This is a genomic window from Bradyrhizobium sp. (genome assembly GCF_035273305.1).
Taxonomy (GTDB): domain Bacteria; phylum Pseudomonadota; class Alphaproteobacteria; order Rhizobiales; family Xanthobacteraceae; genus Bradyrhizobium.
In genome coordinates this window covers 15734-38844 of sequence record NZ_DATEPI010000104.1, presented here as the reverse complement: position 1 = coordinate 38844, position 23111 = coordinate 15734, and the positions used below count along the sequence as shown (strand labels likewise).

Annotated in this window: 19 protein-coding genes and 1 tRNA gene; 9 read left to right on the top strand and 11 right to left on the bottom strand. The window is 61.3% G+C overall.

Annotated elements, in window-relative coordinates:
- Nucleotides 1-87: 87 nt before the first annotated feature.
- The 6 genes from VJV58_RS06925 (at nucleotide 88) to VJV58_RS06900 (ending at nucleotide 9500) form a co-directional block, all read left to right on the top strand.
- Nucleotides 88-408 carry a PilZ domain-containing protein gene (locus tag VJV58_RS06925; RefSeq protein WP_324136594.1) on the top strand — a complete coding sequence of 107 codons (321 nt, stop codon included), beginning with the start codon at nucleotides 88-90 and terminating at the stop codon, nucleotides 406-408.
- A gap of 127 nt (nucleotides 409-535) precedes the next feature.
- The gene (locus VJV58_RS06920) at nucleotides 536-1258 is read left to right on the top strand and encodes a nucleotidyltransferase family protein (RefSeq protein ID WP_324136593.1); all 723 of its coding nucleotides are present in this window, start codon (nucleotides 536-538) and stop codon (nucleotides 1256-1258) included.
- Between the two features lie 77 nt (nucleotides 1259-1335).
- Nucleotides 1336-4485 carry a double-strand break repair protein AddB gene (gene addB, locus VJV58_RS06915; protein ID WP_324136592.1) on the top strand — a complete coding sequence of 1050 codons (3150 nt, stop codon included), beginning with the start codon at nucleotides 1336-1338 and terminating at the stop codon, nucleotides 4483-4485.
- Nucleotides 4479-7946, top strand: a complete 3468-nt coding sequence (gene addA / locus VJV58_RS06910; RefSeq protein ID WP_324136591.1) for a double-strand break repair helicase AddA — start codon at nucleotides 4479-4481, stop codon at nucleotides 7944-7946. The genes addB and addA overlap by 7 nt, the downstream gene beginning before the upstream one ends.
- 99 nt (nucleotides 7947-8045) lie before the next feature.
- The gene (gene trxA / locus VJV58_RS06905) at nucleotides 8046-8366 is read left to right on the top strand and encodes a thioredoxin (RefSeq protein ID WP_138831901.1); all 321 of its coding nucleotides are present in this window, start codon (nucleotides 8046-8048) and stop codon (nucleotides 8364-8366) included.
- Nucleotides 8367-8435: 69 nt separating this feature from the next.
- Nucleotides 8436-9500, top strand: a complete 1065-nt coding sequence (locus VJV58_RS06900) for an ATP-dependent DNA ligase (protein ID WP_324136590.1) — start codon at nucleotides 8436-8438, stop codon at nucleotides 9498-9500.
- Nucleotides 9501-9506: 6 nt separating this feature from the next.
- On the opposite strand, the gene VJV58_RS06895 is transcribed toward VJV58_RS06900, so the two are convergent.
- The 11 genes from VJV58_RS06895 to aroA form a co-directional block, all read right to left on the bottom strand.
- Nucleotides 9507-10850 carry a folylpolyglutamate synthase/dihydrofolate synthase family protein gene (locus VJV58_RS06895; protein ID WP_324136589.1) on the bottom strand — a complete coding sequence of 448 codons (1344 nt, stop codon included), beginning with the start codon at nucleotides 10848-10850 and terminating at the stop codon, nucleotides 9507-9509.
- Nucleotides 10847-11791 (bottom strand): acetyl-CoA carboxylase, carboxyltransferase subunit beta, encoded by a 945-nt coding sequence (gene accD / locus VJV58_RS06890; RefSeq protein WP_324136588.1) that lies wholly within the window; start codon nucleotides 11789-11791, stop codon nucleotides 10847-10849. The genes VJV58_RS06895 and accD overlap by 4 nt, the downstream gene beginning before the upstream one ends.
- Before the next feature lie 124 nt (nucleotides 11792-11915).
- Nucleotides 11916-12752 carry a tryptophan synthase subunit alpha gene (trpA, locus tag VJV58_RS06885; protein WP_324136587.1) on the bottom strand — a complete coding sequence of 279 codons (837 nt, stop codon included), beginning with the start codon at nucleotides 12750-12752 and terminating at the stop codon, nucleotides 11916-11918.
- Between the two features lie 85 nt (nucleotides 12753-12837).
- Nucleotides 12838-14055, bottom strand: coding sequence for a tryptophan synthase subunit beta (trpB, locus tag VJV58_RS06880; protein ID WP_324136586.1), 1218 nt, complete (start codon nucleotides 14053-14055; stop codon nucleotides 12838-12840).
- Nucleotides 14052-14711, bottom strand: a complete 660-nt coding sequence (locus tag VJV58_RS06875; RefSeq protein ID WP_324136585.1) for a phosphoribosylanthranilate isomerase — start codon at nucleotides 14709-14711, stop codon at nucleotides 14052-14054. The genes trpB and VJV58_RS06875 overlap by 4 nt, the downstream gene beginning before the upstream one ends.
- Nucleotides 14712-14773: 62 nt before the next feature.
- A complete protein-coding gene (locus VJV58_RS06870) occupies nucleotides 14774-15166 on the bottom strand; it encodes a LapA family protein (protein WP_324136584.1) in 393 nt (130 codons plus the stop codon).
- A gap of 82 nt (nucleotides 15167-15248) precedes the next feature.
- A complete protein-coding gene (locus VJV58_RS06865; RefSeq protein ID WP_324136622.1) occupies nucleotides 15249-15554 on the bottom strand; it encodes an integration host factor subunit beta in 306 nt (101 codons plus the stop codon).
- 170 nt (nucleotides 15555-15724) lie between these two features.
- Nucleotides 15725-16705, bottom strand: coding sequence for a signal peptide peptidase SppA (gene sppA, locus VJV58_RS06860; RefSeq protein ID WP_324136583.1), 981 nt, complete (start codon nucleotides 16703-16705; stop codon nucleotides 15725-15727).
- Between the two features lie 191 nt (nucleotides 16706-16896).
- The gene (gene rpsA, locus VJV58_RS06855; protein WP_324136582.1) at nucleotides 16897-18597 is read right to left on the bottom strand and encodes a 30S ribosomal protein S1; all 1701 of its coding nucleotides are present in this window, start codon (nucleotides 18595-18597) and stop codon (nucleotides 16897-16899) included.
- Between the two features lie 235 nt (nucleotides 18598-18832).
- Complete coding sequence (cmk, locus tag VJV58_RS06850) at nucleotides 18833-19471, bottom strand: (d)CMP kinase (protein WP_324136581.1); 639 nt, start codon at nucleotides 19469-19471, stop codon at nucleotides 18833-18835.
- Nucleotides 19468-20838, bottom strand: a complete 1371-nt coding sequence (aroA, locus tag VJV58_RS06845) for a 3-phosphoshikimate 1-carboxyvinyltransferase (protein ID WP_324136580.1) — start codon at nucleotides 20836-20838, stop codon at nucleotides 19468-19470. The genes cmk and aroA overlap by 4 nt, the downstream gene beginning before the upstream one ends.
- Before the next feature lie 110 nt (nucleotides 20839-20948).
- Between aroA and VJV58_RS06840 the strand changes: the two genes are divergently transcribed.
- The 3 genes from VJV58_RS06840 (at nucleotide 20949) to VJV58_RS06830 (ending at nucleotide 22883) form a co-directional block, all read left to right on the top strand.
- The gene (locus VJV58_RS06840) at nucleotides 20949-21374 is read left to right on the top strand and encodes a TIGR02300 family protein (protein WP_324136579.1); all 426 of its coding nucleotides are present in this window, start codon (nucleotides 20949-20951) and stop codon (nucleotides 21372-21374) included.
- Between the two features lie 63 nt (nucleotides 21375-21437).
- A tRNA-Ala gene (locus tag VJV58_RS06835) sits at nucleotides 21438-21513 on the top strand.
- Nucleotides 21514-21677: 164 nt separating this feature from the next.
- Nucleotides 21678-22883 (top strand): CaiB/BaiF CoA-transferase family protein, encoded by a 1206-nt coding sequence (locus VJV58_RS06830; protein ID WP_324136578.1) that lies wholly within the window; start codon nucleotides 21678-21680, stop codon nucleotides 22881-22883.
- Nucleotides 22884-23111 lie beyond the last annotated feature (228 nt).

Below are 23111 nucleotides of genomic sequence, written 5' to 3'. Positions count from 1 at the left end.
TTTACCAGTTATTAGCGCCCGCGCTTTTATGGTGGGCTGTACCCTGACATCTGCGCGGGGCGCGGATGTGTGGGCTGGAGCGGATCAATGGCGGCAGAAAGGCGCAAGGGCGAGCGCGTCACATTTGAGCGCGGTGTTCCCGCCCAAATGATGGGTATTGATGGCACTTGGCGACGCGAGTGCATGATGGAAGACATTTCGGAAACCGGCGCCAAGCTCAGCGTAGAAGGCTCCGTCGAAGGTTTGCATCTAAAGGAATTCTTCCTCTTGCTTTCATCCACCGGTCTTGCATATCGCCGCTGTGAACTGGCGTGGGTCAATGGCGACCAGATCGGGGTCAATTTCCTGAAAACGGGCGACAAGAAAAAGAAGGGCGGAAAACGCGCACCGTTGGGCGCGGAAGTTTAATCCGCCACAGCGGTCGTATAACCGTCATCTCGTCCGGTTATTGCACCGAGACTGGCCATGCGCGAAGCGAATTGACGTGTTATGATTCTTAAATGCAACCGATAGATCCCCTTTAGATAACCCCGACATGTCCGTCAGACCCACCAAAGCCATGATACTCGCAGCCGGACTCGGCGTGCGCATGCGCCCCCTGACCGACGGGACGCCGAAGCCATTGGTTCGTGTGGCCGGCCGTCCGCTGCTGGATCATGTTCTGGACAAGCTCGCTGATGCCGGGGCCGACGAAGCCGTGGTCAACGTGCATTATCTGCCAGATCAGATCATCAACCATGTCGCCAAGCGCAAGCGGCCCCGCGTTATCATCTCCGATGAGCGCGACGAGGTACTCGGCACTGGCGGCGGTGTCGTGAGGGCGTTGCCTTTGCTCGGGACCGCACCGTTTTTTCACGTCAACGCGGACACGCTTTGGATCGACGGCGTACGACCGAACCTGGCGCGTCTGGCGGAATCGTTCGAACCGACGCGCATGGACATACTGTTGCTGATGGCGCCAACGACAACCAGCGTCGGCTACAGCGGACGCGGCGACTACGGCATGCTCGCCGATGGCGCCTTGCGCAAGCGCAGGGAACACCAAGTGGTTCCATTCGTCTATGCCGGCGCCGCGATCATGTCGCCGGCCGTATTCGCCGGCGCGCCACCCGGCGAATTTTCGCTTACCAGGATATTCGACCGGGCCAACGAGCAGGAGCGGCTATTCGGGCTCCGGCTGGACGGCATGTGGATGCATGTGGGAACTCCTGACGCGGTGGATGCGGCGGAAGAGGCATTTCTCGCAAGCGTCGCGTAGCGCGAGTCGCTTCAGTTCAATTAGCAACGGCTATGCGGCCGTGCCATGATGTCGCCTGATCCCGAATCAGGCAGCCCATGCGCGTTTTCAGCGTTCCAGTTTCTGTGCCCTTTCTGCGTACCGTAATCGCCGCGTTGGTCGACGGCCGCCTGGTGGATGGTTTCGAGGCGCGCAGCAACCCCCAGAGACTGCCGCAGGTGACCCTGTACTTGCCGACCCGTCGCGCAGGACGCTTGGCTCGCGAAATATTTCTGGACGAGATGCGCGCAGATGCCGTGCTGCTACCGCGCATCGTTGCGCTCGGCGATATCGAGGAGGACGAGCTTGCATTTGCCGAAGAGTCCGAGCAATTCGGTGGCGCGGCGCCATTGGATATTCCACCGAGACTAGGCGAACTCGAACGCAAACTCACGCTCGCCAAGCTGGTTGCCGCATGGGCAAATGGGCCGGTGTTGGCGCCGCTGGTGGTCGGCGGACCAGCCTCCACACTTGCATTGGCCGGCGATCTGGCCCGCCTGATGGACGACATGGTCACCCGTGGCGTCGGCTGGGAGGCACTCGACGGACTCGTTCCGGATCAGCTCGATCAGTACTGGCAGCACTCGCTCGAATTCCTGCGGATTGCGCGGCAGGCGTGGCCCGCGCATCTCCAGGAAATCGGAAAAATCGAGCCCGCGCTCAGGCGCGATCTCTTGATTTCAGCGGAAGCCAAACGTCTCAGTGCTAATCATGATGGTCCGGTGATCGCGGCGGGATCGACCGGGTCGATGCCGGCCACAGCGAAATTCCTGCACGCCGTCAGCGCGCTTCCCCAAGGCGTGGTGGTCCTCCCGGGGCTCGATACGGCTATTGAAGAGGAGGCGTGGCAAGTCCTGGGCGGGGTTAAAAACGCGCGAGGAGAATTCACATCTGCTCCGGTTTCGAACCATCCGCAGTTCGCGATGCACGCGCTGCTGCGTCGATTTGGTATCAAGCGTGACGATGTCCAGACGTTGGGCCAAAGCGCGCCGCAAGGACGCGAAGTGCTGGTATCCGAAACGATGCGGCCTTCGAGTGTGACCGCGCGATGGCATCAGCGGCTGGCCGAACCAGAGATAGCGGAAAAGATTTCGCGCGGGATGGCAAATCTCGCTGTGATCGAAGCCGAAAATCCCGAGATGGAGGCGCTTTCGATCGCGATAGCGATGCGGGAGGCCCGGCATCTCGGCAAGTCGGCTGCACTGGTGACACCGGATCGCGCGCTGGCGCGTCGAGTGATCGCGGCGCTGGGGCGCTGGAATCTCGCTTTCGACAATTCCGGTGGCGACGCGCTGATGGAAACGTCTGCTGGCATCTTCGCGCGGCTCATCGCAGAGGCAGCGGCCAACCGACTTGAGCCGCCCACGCTGCTGGCGCTGTTGAAACATCCACTTTGCCGGTTAGGCGGCTCGCCGGGCGCATTCCATCATGACATGGAGACGCTTGAACTGGCTTTGCTTCGCGGGACGCGCCCACAAACTGGAACTAGTGGGCTTGCGAACGACTTCTCGCGCTTCCGCCGTGAGCTTGCAAAGCATCGGCGTGGCGAGACTTCATCGCTACATGGTTCCGAACCCCGGACCAGGCTTGCTGATCGCGAACTCGACGGAGCGCAGATACTGATCGAGCGCCTGCAGGCGGCTCTCTCGCCGCTCGAGAGTCTTGTCGTCCACTCCAAACCGCACGATCTGGTCGAACTTGCCGAACGACATCGCAGTGCTCTGCTGGATCTCACACGCGATGAGCATGGCGTGGCACTCGCTTTCGATGGCCAGGACGGCAGCGCGCTCGCCACCGCCTTCGACGACATTCTCGGCGGAGAATCCCAGAGCGGATTGCTGGTTGCCCTAGGCGACTACCCCGACGTGTTTCAGACCGCGTTTGCCGATCGAATGGTGCGGCGGCCGGAGGCCGCCGACGTTCAGTTGAAGATCTATGGACCCCTGGAGGCGCGGCTCACGCAATCCGACCGAATTATTATTGGCGGATTGGTCGAAGGCGTGTGGCCGCCGGCACCGCGCGTCGATCCATGGCTGAGCCGGCCGATGCGACATGAACTCGGCCTCGACCTGCCGGAGCGAAGAATCGGATTGTCCGCGCATGATTTTGCGCAATTGCTCGGTGCGGATGACGTCATCCTCAGTCACGCTACCAAAGTAGGCGGCGCGCCGGCAGTAGCTTCAAGATTTTTGCACCGGCTCGAGGCGGTGGCCGGCGAGAAGCGCTGGACCGCCGCCAAATCAGCTGGGGCAAAATATGCCCGCTTCGCAACTGAACTGGATCGGCCCGAAAAGGTCGAACCGATCCCGCAGCCCGAGCCTAGACCCCCGCGCTCAGCAAGGCCGCTAAAACTGTCGGTGACCGCGATCGAGGACTGGCTGCGCGATCCATATACGATCTATGCCAGGCACATTTTGCGCCTGAATCCGCTCGACCCCGTCGACATGCCATTGTCCGCGGCCGATCGAGGCTCTGCCATCCACGAGGCGCTGGGCGAATTCACGAAGACATTCTCAGCCGCGCTTCCAGAAGATCCGGCGCGGGCCTTGCGCGTGATCGGCGAAAAATATTTTGCGCCGCTGATGGAACGGCCCGAGGCGAGGGCGCTATGGTGGCCACGCTTTCAGCGCATCGCCAAATGGTTCGCGGATTGGGAAACTGGGCGGCGCAGCAACCTCGATCGTATCGATGCGGAAATCCGCGGCGAAATCAAAATCCCACTCGATGCCGAGCGCTCATTTGTGCTTTCGGCGCGCGCTGACCGGATCGAAGGACGACGGGACCGCAGCTTTGCCATCCTCGACTACAAAACCGGTCAACCGCCGACCGGTAAACAGGTGCGAATGGGTTTGTCACCACAGCTCACGTTGGAGGCGGCCATTCTCAGGGAGGGCGGCTTTGAACGTATTCCGGCAGGCAGCTCGGTCAGCGAACTCGGCTATGTCAGGCTTTCCGGCAACAATCCTCCGGGAGAACAGAAGCCTCTCGAGCTGAAGCTCAAAACGGGAGATGCCGCGCAACCGCCCGATCAAGCTGCCCACGAAGCGCGCCAGAAACTGGAAACTCTGATCCGCGCCTTCGATGATGAGAGCCGGCCTTACACCTCGCTGAATCTTTCAATGTGGGCGAAGCGCTATGGTCCTTACGACGACCTCGCTCGCATCAAGGAGTGGTCGGCGGCCGGCGGACTCGGACTGGAAGAATGGTAATGGCGCGGCCAATTCCACCGGCCGTCCGCGCCACCCAGGCGCGCGCCTCGGACCCGGCATCTTCCGCATTCGTTTCGGCAAACGCCGGGTCGGGCAAGACGCACGTGCTGGTGCAGCGGGTGATCCGCCTCTTGCTCGACGGCGTCGCCCCCGAGAAGATTTTGTGCATCACCTTTACCAAGGCCGCCGCCGCCAACATGGCCGAGCGGGTGTTCTCGACGCTTGGGCACTGGGTTACGCTCGACGATGCAATGCTCGATGCCGCGATCGTTGACGCCGGCATCGCGCGGCCCGACCCGCGCTTGAGGATGGCTGCTCGAAAGCTGTTCGCCTGCGCGCTCGAAACACCGGGCGGCCTCAAAGTACAAACCATCCATGCGCTTTGTACGCGCCTGCTCCAGCAGTTTCCGTTTGAGGCCAACGTACCCGCGCGGTTCGCCGTCATGGACGAACGCGACCAGAACGAGATGATGGAGAGGGCCAATCTGGACGTGCTGCTGGAGGCAGCGGGAGACGCGGATAGCGCCGCCGGCCGCGCGCTCAATACCGCGATGGCCAGCGCGGCAGACGTTACCTTCAAGGATGTGCTACGCGAGGCGTGCCTGAGCCGCGACCGATTCGTGACCTGGACCGACCGAGCCGGCAGTCTCGAGGCCGCGGTCGCTGAGGTAACGGCCGCGCTCGGCATCAGCCCCACCGATAGTGTCGAGAATATCGAGCGCGCAATCGTCGATGGGCCCAATCTGCCACGATCGCGCTGGAAAGAAATCGCGCTCGTTCTCGACACCGGTGTCAAATCCGAGATCGATCACGCAGCGCGGCTGCGAGAAGCGCTGATATTTACCGGCAGCGAACAGGCCGAGAAATATCTGGACGTATTTCTCACCGATGAGCGCACGCCCCGCAAGACCGTACTGACCAAGAAATTCTGCGAAAACAATCCGGCGCTTGCACGTGCGTTCGATGCGGAAAGCGTTCGGATCGCCGACCTGATCGAGCGACGACGGGCGGTGCTGATCCGCGACCGCACGCAGGCGCTGTTGCAGATCGCAACGGCAGCCGCCGCCAATTACCGACGCGAAAAGCAGGAACGCGGCCTACTCGATTACGACGACTTGATAGATAAGACCCTGGAGATGCTTGCCCGTATTTCCTCGGGCTGGGTGCATTACAAGCTCGATCGCGGCGTAGATCACGTGCTCATCGATGAAGCGCAGGACACCAGTCCCAAACAATGGGACATCGTCGCCCATATCATTTCCGATTTCACGTCGGGCAAAGGGGCCCGGGATGATGTCTTGCGCACGATCTTTGCGGTCGGGGACGAAAAGCAGTCGATCTTTTCCTTTCAAGGCGCAGCACCTCGCGAATTCGATGCGCGCCGTCGGCTGCTGCAAAAGCGATTTTTAGATGCCGGACTGAAGTTCGATCCGATCTCTTTCACCTACTCATTCCGCTCGGGACCCGCGATCCTGCAGGCGGTGGACCACGTCTTTCGCGAACAAGAGATCTATCGCAGCATTCATTCGATCGAGAGCGGATACCCGCTTCACAATTCTCTCGCTGATGCCGGACCGAGCCTGATTGATCTTTGGGACTTGCAGCAGCCGGAAATCAAACAGGACATCGAAGGCTGGCGGGCGCCATTTGACGGCTTGTCGCAAACAAGTCCCGAGGTAAAGCTTGCCAGGCGGATTCAGTCGGAGATCAAGCAATTGGTCGACAGCGGCACGCTGACCGGCAGCGCGGGAAAGCGGCGACCGTTGCGGTATGGCGATATGCTGGTGCTGGTGCGACGACGCGGCAACGCTTTCGATGCCGTGATCCAGGCTTTGAAGCACGCCAATATTCCCGTAGCCGGCGCCGACCGGCTGAAGCTGACCGAGCATATCGCGATCATCGACCTGATGAACCTTGCCGACGCGCTGCTGTTGCCGCGCGACGATCTCGCGCTGGCCGTGGCTCTGAAAAGTCCGCTGTTTGGCCTTAACGACGATGATCTTTTTACGCTGGCATGGCAACGCCAGGGCTCGCTACGGCAATCGCTGAGCATGCACGCCTCGACCGATGGCAGATTGCGGGATGCGCTAGCTCGTTTGTCGGAATGTGAGCGCCGCTTCGATACCGAGACGCCGTTTACATTCTTTGCGTGGCTGCTCGGCGGCGATGGCGGCCGTGCGCGCATCCTGCGGCGGCTGGGTCATGAAGCCAATGACGCGCTCGACGAGTTCCTTGAGCTGGCGCTGAACTATGAACGTAAGGCGCCCGCAACGCTGCAGGGTTTTATGGCGTGGTTGCGTGCGGCCGATACCGAAGTCAAACGCGACATGGAAATCTCGCGCGATGAAGTCCGCGTCATGACGGTGCATGGCGCCAAGGGCCTGGAAGCAGCCGTGGTCTTCCTGGTGGACACCACCTCCTCGCCATCGGATACGCAGCGCCCAAAACTCATTCGCCTGGCGGGGGGCGTGATGGTATGGGCCGGCAAGAAGACCGACGATCCGGCCGTGGTCGCGACCGGGCGCGCGGCCATGCTGGCTGAGATCGAGGACGAATATCGCCGCCTACTTTACGTCGCGATGACGCGCGCCGCCGATCGCCTGATCGTCGGTGGCTGCATGCCCGGTAACGCAAATAGTGTCCGCAAATACTCATGGTACGATCTTGTTCGGGCGGGTCTCGTCAATTCCGGATTGCAGGAGCAGACGATCGAGAGACCCGATGGACCGATCAAACGCTACACGCGGGCCGACGAACTTGATTCTGCAAAGGGCGTTGCTGCCACCCCACAGCCCAAGGCCGACGTCGAGCTGCCACCGTGGCTGCGGATAGATGCGCCCCCGGAAGCCCGCTCTGACAAGCTGCTGCGCCCTTCAGATGGTGCCGAAGATGAAACTCGTCGGGTTCGGAGTGGCGAAGCGATCCAAATGCGCGGACAAGCGTTGCGGCGGGGCACGCTCGTGCATCGGCTGCTGCAATCTCTTCCCGACCTGCCCAGCGATCGTCGGCAGCAGGCCGCGCTTAATTACCTCGCCCGCAACGCCGGCGACTGGGCGGTCGGCGAACAGCAAGCCTTGGCTTCGGGGGTTGTGGCTCTGATCGAAGACAGTCGCTTCGCGCCGGTATTTGGTCCTGGCAGCCGTCCCGAGGTGTCGATCGCTGGCAGACTGGAGCGACCGGGGCAGCGGCCCGCCGTGGTTTCGGGCCAAATCGACAGGCTGGTGATCGCGCCGACCGAGGTGCTGATTATCGATTACAAAACCAATTACGGTCCCCCCAGCGTCCCCGGCGGGGCGCCCCAGGCCTATGTGCGCCAGCTCGCGCTCTATCGGGCCGTGCTGGGCAAGCTTTATCCCCATTTGCCGATCCGCGCCGCCCTGCTGTGGACCGAAACGCCGGAATTGATGGAGATTTCCGCTTCGGCGCTGGACGCGCAGCTCGCATCCATCATCTCGGCGTGACCGGAGCCTTGACCGGGCAATGCCTCGTTCATAGGTTGATCTGCATAATGCGGACGGCGATTCCCTCGCCGTTTTCTTCCGAACTGAAGAGGTACATCGATGGCCGTAGGCAAGGTTTCTGACGCCGATTTCGAAGCCGAGGTGCTCAAGGCGACCGGCCCTGTCGTGGTCGATTTTTGGGCCGAATGGTGCGGCCCGTGCCGGATGATCGCGCCTGCGCTTGACGAGATTTCCGGCGCAATGGGCGACAAGGTCAAGATCGTCAAATTGAACGTCGACGAGAGCCCGAAGACGGCCTCGAAATACGGCGTGATGTCGATCCCGACACTGATGATCTTCAAGGGTGGTGAGATGGCCTCGCGCCAGGTCGGTGCCGCGCCGAAGCAAAAGCTGCAGCAATGGATATCTGCCGCGGTCTGATCGGCGACTTTCGAGGAATTATTTTCCCAAGGAGGCCGGCGATTCGCCGGCCGTTTGCGTTGAGCTTCCATGCCGCCGCTCCGCAGAAACAGCCTTCCCTCGCAATCACCGCCGCTGGCGGCAATGGAAGCCCGCTCGGTTGATGCCATTCCGCGCGGCGGCGAATGGCAATACGAACCGAAGTGGGATGGCTTCCGCTGTTTGCTTTACCGAGACGGCGGGCACGTCGATCTGCGCTCGAAATCCGGCGAAGACCTCACCCGCTATTTTCCCGAACTGGTCGAGGCGGCGCTAGAATTGAAAGCCAGCGTGTTCCTGCTCGACGGCGAGATTGTGGTCCCGCATGGCAAAGCGTTCTCTTTCGATGATCTGCTGCAGCGGATTCATCCCGCCGCGAGCCGCGTGAGAAAACTTTCCAGGGAAACGCCGGCGCTGTATCTCGCGTTCGATCTGCTGGCGACCTCGGAGCATGGGGAGCTTTCGGCAAAACCGCTTCGAGAGCGGCGGCCGTTGCTCGAGCAGTTTGCAAAAGTACAATTCAAGTCGAACCGTACGTTTCGATTGTCGGCAGCGTCGACAAGTTATGCGACCGCTGAAAAATGGCTCGCGCGAGCCGGCGGCGGTTGCGACGGCGTGATCGCAAAAAGGCTCGATCTTTGTTATCAATCCGGCAATCGCGATGGCATGCAGAAGATCAAGAATTTCCGCAGCGCCGATTGTGTGGTTGGCGGCTTCCGCTACGCGACCAACAAGCTGAACGGCAGTAAGGTTGTCGGTTCGCTGCTGCTCGGTCTCTACGACGATCGTGGATTGCTTCACCATGTCGGTTTCAGCTCGGCAATCAAGCAGCAGGAAAAACCTGCGCTAACGGCACGACTCGAAGCTTTGATCGCCAAACCTGGATTCACTGGCAACGCGCCCGGTGGCCCGAGCCGCTGGTCGACCGAGCGTTCCGCGCAATGGTGCCCGCTAAAGCCGAAGCTGGTAGTCGAGGTCGCCTATGACCACTTCAGCGGCGATCGATTCCGCCACGGCACCTCCATCCTGCGCTGGCGGCCCGACAAGAGTCCCAACCAGTGCACGTTCGATCAGCTTAAGCAGAAAACCGCCGATCCGATGAAGATGTTGGCATGAACTCAGCTATCCCGGCGGCGTGCCGTTGGCGGCTAGCACGTGGCCGGCAAGATACAGCGAGCCCGTGATCAGAATGCGCGGCGGCACCTCGTAGGCCAATCTCGCAACCGAGGACAAAGCTGCTTCGACGCTGGCCGCGGTTTCTACCCGCATGCCAAGCTGCCGCGCCGCGTCCGCAAGCCGGTTTGCCGGCATCGAGCCGTCGTGGTTAGGGATCTGCACCGCGATGATGTGACGGGTAAGCCCGGCGAAATTTGCGAGAAACGCGCCGGCATCCTTATTGCCCATCATGCCAACAATGAGAACGAGTGGACGTGATACCCGCTCTTCAAGATCGCCCAAAGCCGCTGCCGCGACCCGACCTCCCGCAGTGTTATGTCCGCCGTCCAGCCAGATCTCGCAACCATGCGGCGCCCGGCTCAACAGCTCCCCCGAGGCCAGACGCTGCATCCGCGCCGGCCATTCGGCATTGACGATGCCAGCCTCGATTGCCGTTGTTTCAATTCTGAACGAATCTTGCGCGCGCAGTGTCGCAATCGCGAGCCCGGCATTTTCGAACTGATGGCGTCCGAACAATCTGGGCCCCGCCAGATCCATCAATCCTCGGTCGTCCTGGTACACCAACCTCCCCCGCTCGATATTGACATGCCACTCCTGCCCCGCGGCATGGAGCGGCGCCTTCATCCGGCTGGCCTGCTGTTCAATCACAGCCATCGCCTCAGGCGGCTGCTCCGCGCAAATCGCCGGCACATTGCGCTTGATGATCCCGGCCTTTTCATGCGCGATCGTGCTCACCGTTTCGCCGAGAAATTCAGTATGATCCATGCTGATAGGCGCGATAACGCTCGCCAGCGGCTTCTCGATGACATTGGTAGCATCAAGCCTCCCGCCGAGCCCAACTTCCAGCAGCACTACATCGGCCGGATGCTGCGCGAACAAGCAAAGCGCCGCGGCGGTTTCAATTTCAAAAATGGTAATCGGCTCACGCGCATTGGCCCGCTCGCAGCGTTCGAGCATTGCGTACAGTTCATCATCGCTAACCAGGCTGCCGCGACCACGGCGGCCCAATCGATAGCGCTCGTTGATCCGGACCAGCGAAGGCGATGTGTAGGCGTGCACGCGTAGGTCCGCCGCTTCCATGATCGCCCGCAGATAAGCGATGGTGGAGCCCTTGCCGTTGGTGCCGGCGACGTGAATCACCGGCGCCAGAGCGCGCTCTGGATGATCCAGCCGCGCCAGCAGCCGTTGCATCCTCTCCAGGCCGAGTTCGATGCGCTCGGGGTGGAGGGCAGAGAGGCGCGCAAGCAAGGCTTCGAGCGAACCGGACGGTGTTGCCGCAGGCGAACTCACGCCTGGGGCGCTGCCTGCGCCACATCGGCACTTGATAGGCTCTCGACCACAGGCGGTTTTGCTTGCGACGGAGGTTTCGCGGCAGTTTGCAGCGGCGGCGATCGGGTCAACAAGCGGCAGAGGCGGGCCAGCGTTGGTCGCAGCTCATGGCGATGCACCACCATATCGACCATTCCATGATCTCTGAGATATTCCGCTCGCTGAAATCCCTCCGGCAATTTTTCGCGAATGGTCTGTTCGATCACGCGCGCGCCGGCAAAACCTATCAGCGCGCCGGGTTCGGCGATCTGCACATCTCCGAGCATGGCATACGACGCGGTGACGCCGCCCGTGGTCGGGTTGGTCAGCACCACGATGTAGGGTTGTTGCGCTTCACGCAGCATCTGCACGCCGGCGGTCGTGCGCGGCATTTGCATCAGCGACAGGATGCCCTCCTGCATCCGCGCGCCTCCAGACGCCGCGAACACAATGAACGGAGACTTCTTCTCGACCGCGAGTTCGAGCCCACGAACGATGGCTTCGCCAGCTGCCATGCCCAGAGAGCCGCCCATGAAATCGAAATCCTGCACCGCGATCACGACAGCGGCGCCTTCTAGCTTGCCGTAGCCGACTTTGATCGCGTCATTCAGTCCTGTCCTGGCCCGCGCATCCTTTATGCGGTCCGCATAGCGGCGTTCATCTCGGAATTTCAGCGGGTCGGCGGTGACCTCCGGCAATGCGACGTCGAACCAGGTTTCGTTGTCAAAGATTGATTTCAGTCGCGCCACCGCGCCCATCCGCATGTGGTAGTTGGAGCCGGGGATCACGAACTGGTTGGCCTCGACATCCTTGTAGAACACGAGTTGCCCGGAATCCGGACACTTGATCCAAAGGTTCTCGGGCGTTTCGCGCCGCAGGATGTTGCGGATTTTCGGCCGGACGACGTTGGTGAGCCAATTCATGTTTCGCTCCGAATGCAATCGATTCGCTTACTGCAGATTAAAGCGCATCGCGCTCTCAGCATATGGCGGCTCGCGAACTGGCCAACAAGCCGCCGAGCACCGGTATTTCCATCGCAATCGTGGCTTATTCCGCGGCCTGTTTGGCGCCTCGGACTCCTTGCGCCAATGATGAGACAAGATCAGCGACCGCATCGACGGTTTTGGCCGTCGCACGACCCTCCGAATCGAGGCTCCCTCGCAAGGCGTCGACCAGCGCGGTGCCAACCACCGCACCATCCGCACTTTGCGCGATGGCGCGGGCTGCCGCTGGCGTCCTGATGCCGAAGCCGACACAAACCGGCAAGTTTGTATGCCGCTTGATGCGCGCCACGGCCTCGCCGACTTCGGCCGTGTCAGCGCTGGCGCTGCCGGTGATCCCGGTGATCGAGACGTAGTACACAAACCCTGATGTGTTGGCGAGCACCGCAGTCAGCCGCTTGTCGTCTGTGGTCGGCGTCGCCAGCCGGATGAAATTCAGTCCCGCCTTCATCGCGGGCAGGCACAGTTCGTTGTCTTCCTCTGGCGGAAGATCGACAATGATCAGTCCATCCACCCCTGCCGAATTCGCGTCGAGAAGAAACTTGTCGACGCCATGGATGTAAATCGGATTGTAATAGCCCATCAGGACGATGGGCGTAGTAGCGTCCTGATTTCGAAACTCGCGCACCATCGCGAGGGTCTTTTTCAGGCTCATGCCGGCCTTGAGCGCGCGCAGCCCCGCCGCCTGGATCGCCGGACCGTCCGCCATCGGATCGGTAAAAGGCATCCCGATCTCGATAATATCAGCGCCGGCCTTTGGCAGTGCCTTGATAATTTCGAGCGAGGTCGAGGGATCGGGATCCCCGGCCATCAGGAAGGTGATGAAGGCCGAGCGGCCCTGCTTCTTCAATTCAGCAAAGCGGGCATCGATGCGCGTGCTCATGATGGACGGCCGCTCCATGGACGGCCGCTCCGCAGCCGACCTGTTCCCGGCGGTGAGATGTGAAATATCCGGCGACGGTTCGATATCACGCTTTCTTCCCCCGCAAGATGTCCGCCACCTGCGGAATGTCCTTGTCACCGCGGCCGGACAGATTGACGACCATCAAATGATCTTTCGGCCGTTTCGGCGCCAACTCCATGACCTTGGCGATGGCGTGCGCCGGCTCCAGAGCCGGAATGATACCTTCCAACCGCGACAGCAACTGAAACGCGGCCAACGCCTCGTCATCCGTTGCCGACAGATATGTCACCCGGCCGGTTTCATGCAGCCACGAATGCTCCGGACCAATGCCCGGATAATCCAGCCCTGCCGAGATCGAATGCGCGTCCTGAATCTGGCCGTCGTCATCCATCAGAAGATAGGTCCGATTGCCGTGGAGCACGCCGGGCCGACCCCCCGCAATGGAGGCGGCGTGCAGCTGTGTCAGCCCGTGTCCGGCTGCCTCAACACCAAAGATTTCAATCCCGGGATCATCAAGGAAGGGATGAAACAATCCCATCGCATTGGACCCGCCGCCGATGCAGGCGATCAACGAATCCGGAAGGCGGCCTTCTTCTTCCTGCATCTGCGCGCGCGTCTCGGTCCCGATCACCGACTGAAAGTCACGCACCATCATCGGATAGGGATGCGGGCCAGCCACCGTGCCGATGCAGTAAAACGTGTTGTGCACATTGGTGACCCAATCGCGCAGCGCTTCGTTCATGGCGTCCTTGAGGGTGCGCGTACCCGACTGTACGGGGATCACTTTGGCGCCCAGCATTTCCATGCGGATGACGTTCGGCTGCTGCCGCTCCACATCGACCGCCCCCATGTACACGAAGCAATCAAGTCCGAAGCGCGCGCAGAGTGTAGCCGTTGCGACGCCATGCTGGCCGGCGCCGGTCTCGGCGATAATGCGCTTTTTGCCCATGCGCCGCGCCACCATGATCTGGCCGAGCACGTTATTGACCTTGTGCGAGCCGGTGTGGTTCAGCTCCTCGCGCTTGAAATAGATTTTGGCGCCGCCCAGATGCTCGGTCAGGCGCTCGGCGAAATACAAAGGCGAAGGTCGGCCGACATAATGCTTGAGATAGCCGTCCATTTCGGCCTGGAATTTCGGATCTTCCTTGGCCTCGGCGTAAGCTTTTTCCAGATCGAGGATCAGCGGCATCAGCGTTTCGGCGACAAAACGGCCGCCGAAGCCGCCGAAATGACCGCGCTCGTCGGGACCGCTGCGGAAGGAATTGGGCAGTGCTGAATTCATCGAACCAGTAGCTCTTTTGTTGCACGGGCCGCGCGAATAAAGGCGCGGATCATCTCGGGATCCTTGATGCCCGGCGAGCGCTCCACGCCTGACGAAACATCTACGCCGCCGGCGCGTGTGATGCGAATGGCGTCCGCGATATTCCGGGCATCGAGACCGCCTGAGACCATGAACGGCCGTTGGAGCTCGAGTTGTTCGAGCAAGCGCCAGTCGAACGCCGCGCCGAGGCCGCCGGGCCGGGTGGCCTCGGCAGGCGCGCGGGCATCAAACAAGATACGGTCGGCAACGTCACCGTAACCCGGCAATGCGCCGAGATCGGCCGCGGTTTCGACCGCGATCACTTTCATCACCTGCAATCCAAATTTTTGCTTGATGTCGCGCACCCGCGTCACCGGTTCCCTGCCGTGGAGTTGTAGAATGTCAGGCCGCAGCGCCTCGACGATGTTGCCGAGCAGCGCATCGTCGGCATCGACCGTAAGCGCTACCTTTGCTGCGCGGCCTTGTACCTGGTTACCGAGGTCGCGCGCCGCCAGAAGGCTCAGGTGCCGTGGCGACGGCGGAAAGAACACGAAGCCAACCATGTCGGCGCCGGCATCCAGCGCCGCAGCAAGCGTTTCGCGCGTGGATAGGCCACAAATTTTCACGATCAAGGACATGGTCAACGCACGGTTAAGGCGATTGCGACAGGCCGGAACGGCCGAGGCGCCTGCGGCGCGTTCTACAACGTCGCGCCCTGCTTGTCTCGCCCAGCGGACCCGTAGGATCGCTGCGGCATCGGCCCGGATAAACGCTGCTGATCGTACCTAGCGGCCGCAGCGGTAGCGCGCAATTCGGCTAGTTGCTCTCGCGTACGGCGCGCATCCGACTCGTGCTGGCGTGCAGCGCGGCGCCAATGACGCTGCCGGAACCAGGTCGCTGTGCTGCCCGTCACCACCCCTGCGATCGCCACGGCGATGATCACGACGAACAGGGGGAGTGTGACCGCAATGGACGGATCGGCCGAATTGAACGGATCGAACGAGACCGTCACCAAATGACGATTGGCAACCGCGAAGACAAGAAAGATCAGGCCCAGGGGAATCAGGACCACAGCGGTAACAAACTTGCGCATGATCCCTCTCGCGTTGCTGGAGACCGGTGGCATGCTCTGCAGAATACGGTACGACCGCAGACGGCGCGCGGTCAAAAAGGCTTCAGCCGCCGGACTCGGGAGCTCCGTCGTCGCGGTTCAGCCGCTCGCGCATTTCCTTGCCCGTCTTGAAAAACGGAACGCTCTTCTGGTCGACCGGGACATGCGCGCCGGTGCGCGGATTGCGGCCAGCGCGCGCCGGACGATGCTTGACCGAGAATGCACCGAAACCTCGTAACTCCACCCGGTCGCCGCGCGCCAGGGCTGCGACGATTTCATCGAGAATAGCGTTCACGATATTCTCGACATCCCGCTGGTAAAGATGCGGGTTGTGCTCGGCGATACGCTGAACAAGTTCGGATTTGATCATCGAGACTGCGACCCGGAACGTACGGAGGTGCATTTCCGTGAAAATGCCTTGAACTGTCAAGACGCTAAATCAATTTTGGGCGGCCCGAAAATACGTGACAAAGCGGTGGATTGGGGATTGTGACTTCCCCGCCACGCACAATGAGGATCGAAAGACCGCAGCCAGGCGGTTCATTTGCTGCCGGGCGGCTGCCACAATGCCAGCATGCCATCGAGGCTTAAACGATCGACGGCTTGCGCCAGGCCGGCCTGTTCAATTTGGCGCGCCACCGAAGCCAAACCTAGCGCATCGAGTGTGATCGAAGCCGCCGTTCGCAGGAAGGTCAGGTCGCCGAACCGCGGCGAGAGCTTATAGTCGCGGACCGGCAGACCGCCCTTGACGCCCTTTTCTGCCACCAGCCATGCTACCGCGGTCTTCTCATCGCCAAGCTGATCGATCAGCTTGAGATCGAGCGCCTGATGGCCCGTAAAGACCCGCCCGTCCGCGACTTTATCGAGCAGCGCGTCATCCATGCCGCGCCGCGTCTTCACCAGGCTGCGAAACCACGCATAGGAATCTTTCACCAGCGAATCCAGCGCAGCGCGTGCCTCCGGCGTGGTGGGCTCATAACCATTGGGTGCGGCTTTCAGCGGAGACGATTTTACTTCCTCGACCTTCACGCCCACGGTTTTCAAAAGATCGGTAAAGTTCGGAAATTGAAACAGCACGCCGATCGAGCCGACCAGCGATGTCTGTTGGGCGACGATATGATCCGCCGCGATCGCCGTGATATAGCCGCCCGATGCCGCCAACCCTTCGACGACCACCACTAGCGGCTTCTTGGTTTTCAGTCGCACCAGCGCGTCATAAAGCTGCTCGGAGCCGGCGGTTGTGCCGCCCGGCGAATTGATATGAACGACGACCGCCGCGGAGCGAGAATTTTCAAGCCGTTCCAGGGCCTCGACGCGCTCGGCATCGCTGCGGATCAGGCCATCGATATGAACGCGGGCGATCGAGCCGGACGTACTGAACGTGTTAGGTGCGCCAGGCATGGCAAGCACGCCGGCTGTAACCACCGCGGCAATCGCAAGCAAAGCGGCGATCACGCGCCAAAACGTCAGCTTGCGGCGAATCCTGCGGCGATCCACGATCACATCTGATTCAAGCGACATAGAAAAATTCTCCCGCGAGCGGCTCCCGGAGATCGCATCGTGTTCTCTGCACACCGCCAAGAGGCGATCTCCCACTTACATCAATTGCGGCGCAATGTGGAGAAAACAAGAGGCAGATGCAGCGGCGGGGCCAGCAAAAAAGGCCCCGGTCGCAACCGGGGCCCAATTGATCGAGACAAAGAAACCAAGGCTTACTTGTCAGTGCGCTGCTTGAGCGCAGTGCCAAGAATGTCGCCCAGCGTCGCTCCCGAATCGGAGGAACCGTACTGCGCGATCGCCTCTTTCTCTTCAGCGACTTCCAGCGCCTTGATCGAGACCTGCACCTTGCGGGCCTTCTTGTCGAACTGGATCACCCGCGCATCGACCTTTTCGCCCACGGCGAAACGCTCGGCGCGTTGATCGGCGCGCTCGCGCGCCAGCTCGGAACGCTTGATGAAGGTCGTGAAGTCGGTACCGACAATCTTTACGTCGATGCCGCCTTCCTTCACCTCCAGCACTTCGCAAGTTACGACCGCACCCTTCTTGACATCGCCCGGCTCGGCGAACGGGTCGCCCTCAAGCTGCTTGACGCCGAGCGAGATGCGCTCCTTTTCGACATCGACGTCGAGCACCACGGCCTTGACCATGTCACCCTTTTTAAAGTTGTCGATCACCTGCTCGCCCGGCAGCTTCCAGTCGAGGTCCGAAAGATGGACCATGCCATCGACATCGCCCTCGAGCCCGAGGAACAGACCGAACTCGGTCTTGTTCTTGACCTCGCCCTCCACGGTCGATCCCACCGGGAATTTTTCGACGAAAACTTCCCACGGGTTGCGCATGGTCTGCTTGAGGCCGAGCGAAATCCGGCGCTTGACCGAGTCGACTTCGAGCACCTGTACTTCGACTTCCTGAGAAGTCGAAACGATCTTGCCGGGATGCATGTTCTTCTTGGTCCACGACATCTCCGAGACGTGGATCAGCCCTTCGATCCCCGGCTCCAGTTCAACGAACGCGCCGTAATCGGTGATGTTGGTGACGCGGCCGGTAAAGCGCGCATTGAGCGGATACTTCGCCTCGATGCCCTGCCATGGATCGTCCAGCAATTGCTTCATGCCGAGCGAGATGCGGTGGGTCTCGTGATTGATCTTGATGATTTTGACCTTGACGGTCTGGCCGATCGTCAGCACTTCCGTCGGATGGTTCACCCGTCGCCAGGCGATATCGGTGACGTGCAGCAGGCCGTCGATGCCGCCGAGGTCAACGAACGCACCGTAATCGGTGATGTTCTTGACAACGCCGTCGATGACCTGACCCTCTTCGAGATTCTGCACCAGTTCCTGGCGCTGTTCGGCGCGTGTTTCTTCCAAAACCGTGCGGCGCGACACCACGATGTTACCGCGACGGCGATCCATCTTGAGAATCTGGAACGGCTGCGAATTGTTCATCAGCGGAGCGACGTCGCGGATCGGACGAATATCCACTTGCGAGCGCGGCAGGAAGGCGACCGCACCATCGAGATCGACGGTAAAGCCACCCTTGACCTGGTTGAAGATGACGCCGTGCACCTTCTCGTTATTGTTGAACGCCTTCTCGAGCTTGCCCCAACTTTCCTCGCGGCGCGCCTTGTCGCGCGACAACACCGCCTCGCCAAGCGCGTTCTCGATCCGATCGAGAAACACCTCGACCTCATCACCAACCTTGAGTTCGCTTTCGCGGCCGGGCCCTGCGAATTCGCGCAGCGCCACGCGGCCTTCGGTTTTCAGGCCGACGTCGATGACGGCCATGTCCTTTTCAATCGCAACCACCTTGCCCTTGATAACCGAGCTTTCCTGCAAATTGCCGCCGGCAAAGGATTCATCCAGCATGGCGGCGAAATCGTCGCGGGAAGGATTGTAAGAAGTAGTCGAAGCCATTTGTTCTCCAGATGCGGTATCGCCGGCCATTCGGGTTAAGGGGCGTATCGCGCGCGAGGTGTGAGGGTCCGCAAACCCTAACAACCGCTAACCACGAAAAATCGCGATCGCGGACCGGCAGCATGCCTGCACGTTCGATACGTTGAGTTTTGTCCGGAGCCTGAACGAGGCAATTCGCCTCGGCATATCGATTTCAAGACCTGGAGCGGGCTTTCCTCCAATGACGGCAGCGGTTTCAAACCGGCTGCCGGCCCGCTCGGACGGCCTCGACAATTTCGATGGCGGCCCGGACGCCGCCTTCTATATCCAACTGCGAGTTATCGAGCAAGTAAGCATCTGCAGCCGGTTTTAAAGGCGATGCGGCCCGGTTTTGGTCTCGTTCGTCGCGTTTGAGGATATCGGCCAGAACCTCGGCTTCGTCGGCGTCCTCGCCCCGCGCTTTCGCCTCCAGTGTTCGCCGGCGGGCACGCACTTTGGGATCGGCCAGCACGAAAATTTTCACATCCGCATTCGGGCAGATCACGGTGCCGATATCACGGCCGTCAAGGACTGCGCCGGGTGGATCGGCCGCAAACTGTCGCTGAAAATTAACCAGTACCCGCCTGACCTCGGCAATCGCCGAGACGACCGAGGCGGCATCGCCCACCCGCTGGGTTTTCAGGACGGGATCGCCGAACTTTTCGGGGTCGAGCTCCAGGGCGGCTGCGACCGCTCGCGCCTCATCGGTGAGATCGGCGCCAGAATCCAGTAGCGCCTTGGCGACCGCGCGATAGATCACCCCGGTATCGAGGTGGCGATAACCATAGTGATGGGCGAGCCGCTTGCCGAGTGTGCCCTTGCCGGAAGCCGCCGGTCCATCGATGGCGATGATCATGAGAACTCCGCGCCGAGCGAGCGCATCATTGGGATGAAGTCCGGAAATGAGGTGGCAATGAAAGCGGTATCATCGACCCGGACCGCCTTGTCGGCGCCGAGTCCCATCACCAGTGCCGACATCGCGATGCGGTGATCCATGTGGGTGGCGACAAGCCCGCCTCCGGGAACATGGCCCCTGCCTTCTACAATGAGGTCATCACCGGAGATCTCCGCCTTTACGCCGTTGACGCGCAGCATATCCGCGGTTGCCTCCAGTCGGTCAGATTCCTTGACTCGCAATTCATGCAGGCCGCGCATGATCGTGGTGCCCTCGGCGAAGGCCGCCGCGACCGCCAGCACCAGATATTCATCGATCATCGATGGGGCGCGTTCGGCGGGCACTTCCACGCCGCGCAGTTTTGACGCCCGGACCCGCAACCGTGCCATTGGCTCGCCGGCATCGCCGCGCTTTTCAGTTTGCTCGATCGCGGCGCCCATTTCGCGCAGCGTCGTGAACAGCCCAGTGCGCAACGGATTGGTCATGACGTCCGACAGGACAAGATCGGAGCCCTCGACAATCAAGGCAGCCACTATGAAAAATGCGGCCGATGAGGGATCGGCCGGTACTACGATGTCGATCCCGTGCAACTCAGGCTGGCCCCGCAAGACGATCTTGCGGCCATGCGTGCCTTCCCGCGCCGAAACGATCTCGGCGCCGAAATGTCTCAGCATCAGTTCCGTGTGGTCGCGGCTGGCCTCGGTTTCGATCACGGTGGTGGTGCCCGGCGCGGCCAGTCCGGCCAACAGCACAGCCGATTTGATTTGCGCCGACGCCACCGGCGTGCGGTAGACGATCGGCAGCGGATCGCGCGCACCAATGAGCGTGAGCGGCAATTGCCCGCCGTCTCCATTGGATCTGACCCGCGCGCCCATCAGTTCCAGCGGGTCCAGCACCCGTCGCATCGGTCGGCTGCGCAGGGAGGCATCTCCGTCGAAAACGGCAGTGATCGGACAGCCTGCGACGGCTCCCATCACCAGCCTGCAGCCGGTGCCTGAATTGCCGAAATCGAGCGGGGCCTGCGGCTCGGCGAACCCGGCTACCCCGACGCCGCGCATCGACCAGGCGAAATCGCCGGTCCGCTCGACCTTTGCGCCCAACGCCCGCATCGCTTTCGCGGTATTCAGCACGTCTTCGCCCTCGAGCAGGCCCGAAATCGTGGTTTGACCCACCGCCAAGGCGCCCAGAATAAGCGCGCGATGCGAAATGGACTTGTCCCCGGGGATGCGAACCTGCCCTATCAAGGCACCGCTTTCGCGAGCTTCAAGCGGCCTCGGCTGGTCGGATTGGGTCAAGATTGTGTCCTCTGCGCGCGGCAGGTACCACATGGGCGCGGCTGCGTCACGCCGCTGCAGTTCGCCCGCAAAGCGCTATTGACAGGGGCGCGGCAACTAGCCAAGTGAAGCACCGTTTTCCAGAAATTCCCAGGATTCCACACGTGGCCAAATCCGATCTCGGAACCAAACGCATTTGCCCGACAACGGGTAAGAAATTCTACGACCTCAACAAGAACCCGGTGATCTCTCCGTACACCGGCGAGGTGGTGCCAATTGCACCTGTACCGCCGCCGCGCACGCGCGCCGATGCCGCAGCGCGCGCCAGTGCCGCGGCCGCCGCTTCCGCAGCCGAAGCAACACCGGAGCCGGTTGAGGCAGAGGAGTTGGTGCCGCTCGAGGAAGCCGATGCCGAGGAGAATACCGGCAAGGTTAAGGCCGTGGTTCCGGAGTCGGAAGACGATATCGAAATCGACGAGACCATCGAAGACGAGGACGACGACGATTCCACCTTCATCGCCGATGAAGAGGAAGGCGACGAGGACGTCACCGACATCATTGGCGACGTCGGCGGCGACGAGGAGACTTGAGATCGTCCCTGAACTATGTTCAGGGTGCGCCCGCCCGCGTCCCAAGCCGCGCGGCAGGTTCAAGGGGCCATAGCTCAGCTGGGAGAGCGCTTGCATGGCATGCAAGAGGTCGGCGGTTCGATCCCGCCTGGCTCCACCAGCCTTCGATAGCTTTGCAGGCTTCGGCGCGGCAAGGCACGCGCCGGTCGATCCCAACGAAATCAGACGAGATTGCACCGTCCAACCTATGGCCGAGCATTTGCGCGGAAGCGGGTGTGATGCTTAATGGCGTGATCGTGCTCGGCAACCCTGCAAGAACCACCTATGACGACTGAAACTAACTCCGGCGCGATGACCGGGTTGCGCGTGATCGACCTGACGCGGGTTCTAGGCGGTCCTTACTGCACGCAGATTTTGGCCGATCACGGCGCTGACGTCATCAAGGTCGAGCCACCCGCAGGCGACGAGGTGCGCGACTGGGGGCCGCCATTCCACGGCGAAGACGCCGCGTATTTCGTGGGCATCAACCGCAACAAGCGTTCGATCGGGCTGGACCTCGCATCCGAGGCCGGTCGCGCCGTGCTGATGAAGATGCTGGAACGCGCCGACGTGCTGATTGAGAACTTCAAGCCGGGAACGCTCGACAAATGGGGAATCGGCAATGAGGTGCTGCGGGCGAAGTTTCCCCGGCTGGTGCATTGTCGGATCTCCGGCTTTGGCGGCGACGGTCCGCGCGGCGGCAATCCCGGATATGATGCCATTATTCAGGCGATGACTGGAATGATTGCGGCGACGGGATCGCAGCAGAGCGGCCCGATGCGGATCGGCGTTCCACTGGTGGACATTTCAACCGGCCTTTACGCAGCTATCGGCATTCTGATGGCATTGGCGGAGCGGCAGAAGTCGGGCCTCGGACAGTTTCTCGAAACCACGCTCTACGAAACGGGCCTTTCCATCATGCATCCGCATGCCGCGAATTATTTCATGCACGGCAAACCTCCGGAGCTCACCGGCAACGAGCACCCGAACCTCGTGCCCTACGCAATCTTTCCCACCCGCACCGACAACATCTTTATCGGCGTCGGCAATGACGGCACGTTCCGCAAGCTCTGCAAGGAGATCGGCAAGGCTGAACTCGCCACCGATAAACGTTTCGCACGCAACAAGGACCGCATTGCCAATCGCGATGCGCTGCGTGACGAACTCGCCGCCGTGTTCAGCCAGTCCGATGCCGGGCCACTCTGCGATCGCCTGCTGGCCGCGGGATTGCCGGCCGGGCCGGTGCAATCCATCGATCAGGCCCTGACCAGCCCGCACGCCGTTCACCGCGGCGATGTCATCGCAAAGGATTGGTACAAGGGGGTTGCTTCGCCGATCCGGCTTGAGCGCAGCAAACCTGGCTTGCGCCGCACTCCGCCGAAATTCAGCGAGCATGCCGTCGAGGTCCTGACGGAATTCGGATACTCCGAGCCCGAAATCGACAGCCTGGTAGCCGATGGCGTAGTTTGCGGCGGTGAACGGAAACGCTGAGGCGAAGATTCTCGTCCCTCCGCGAACCCCGCGCTATTCCTCGCGGCTGGCTTAAGGCGATCTAACTTCCACCTACGAGGACGCCGCGTGGACAGGGCCGCACTTGAATGTGGCTCGATCCGCTCGCGAGCTCGCAATGCTCCCAAACTATCGACCCGGCGGGGTGCTGCGTTTGCGCCTATTTTCTGGCTTCCGTTGCTTTGTCTAATATGATCATTTGCGCGTCAT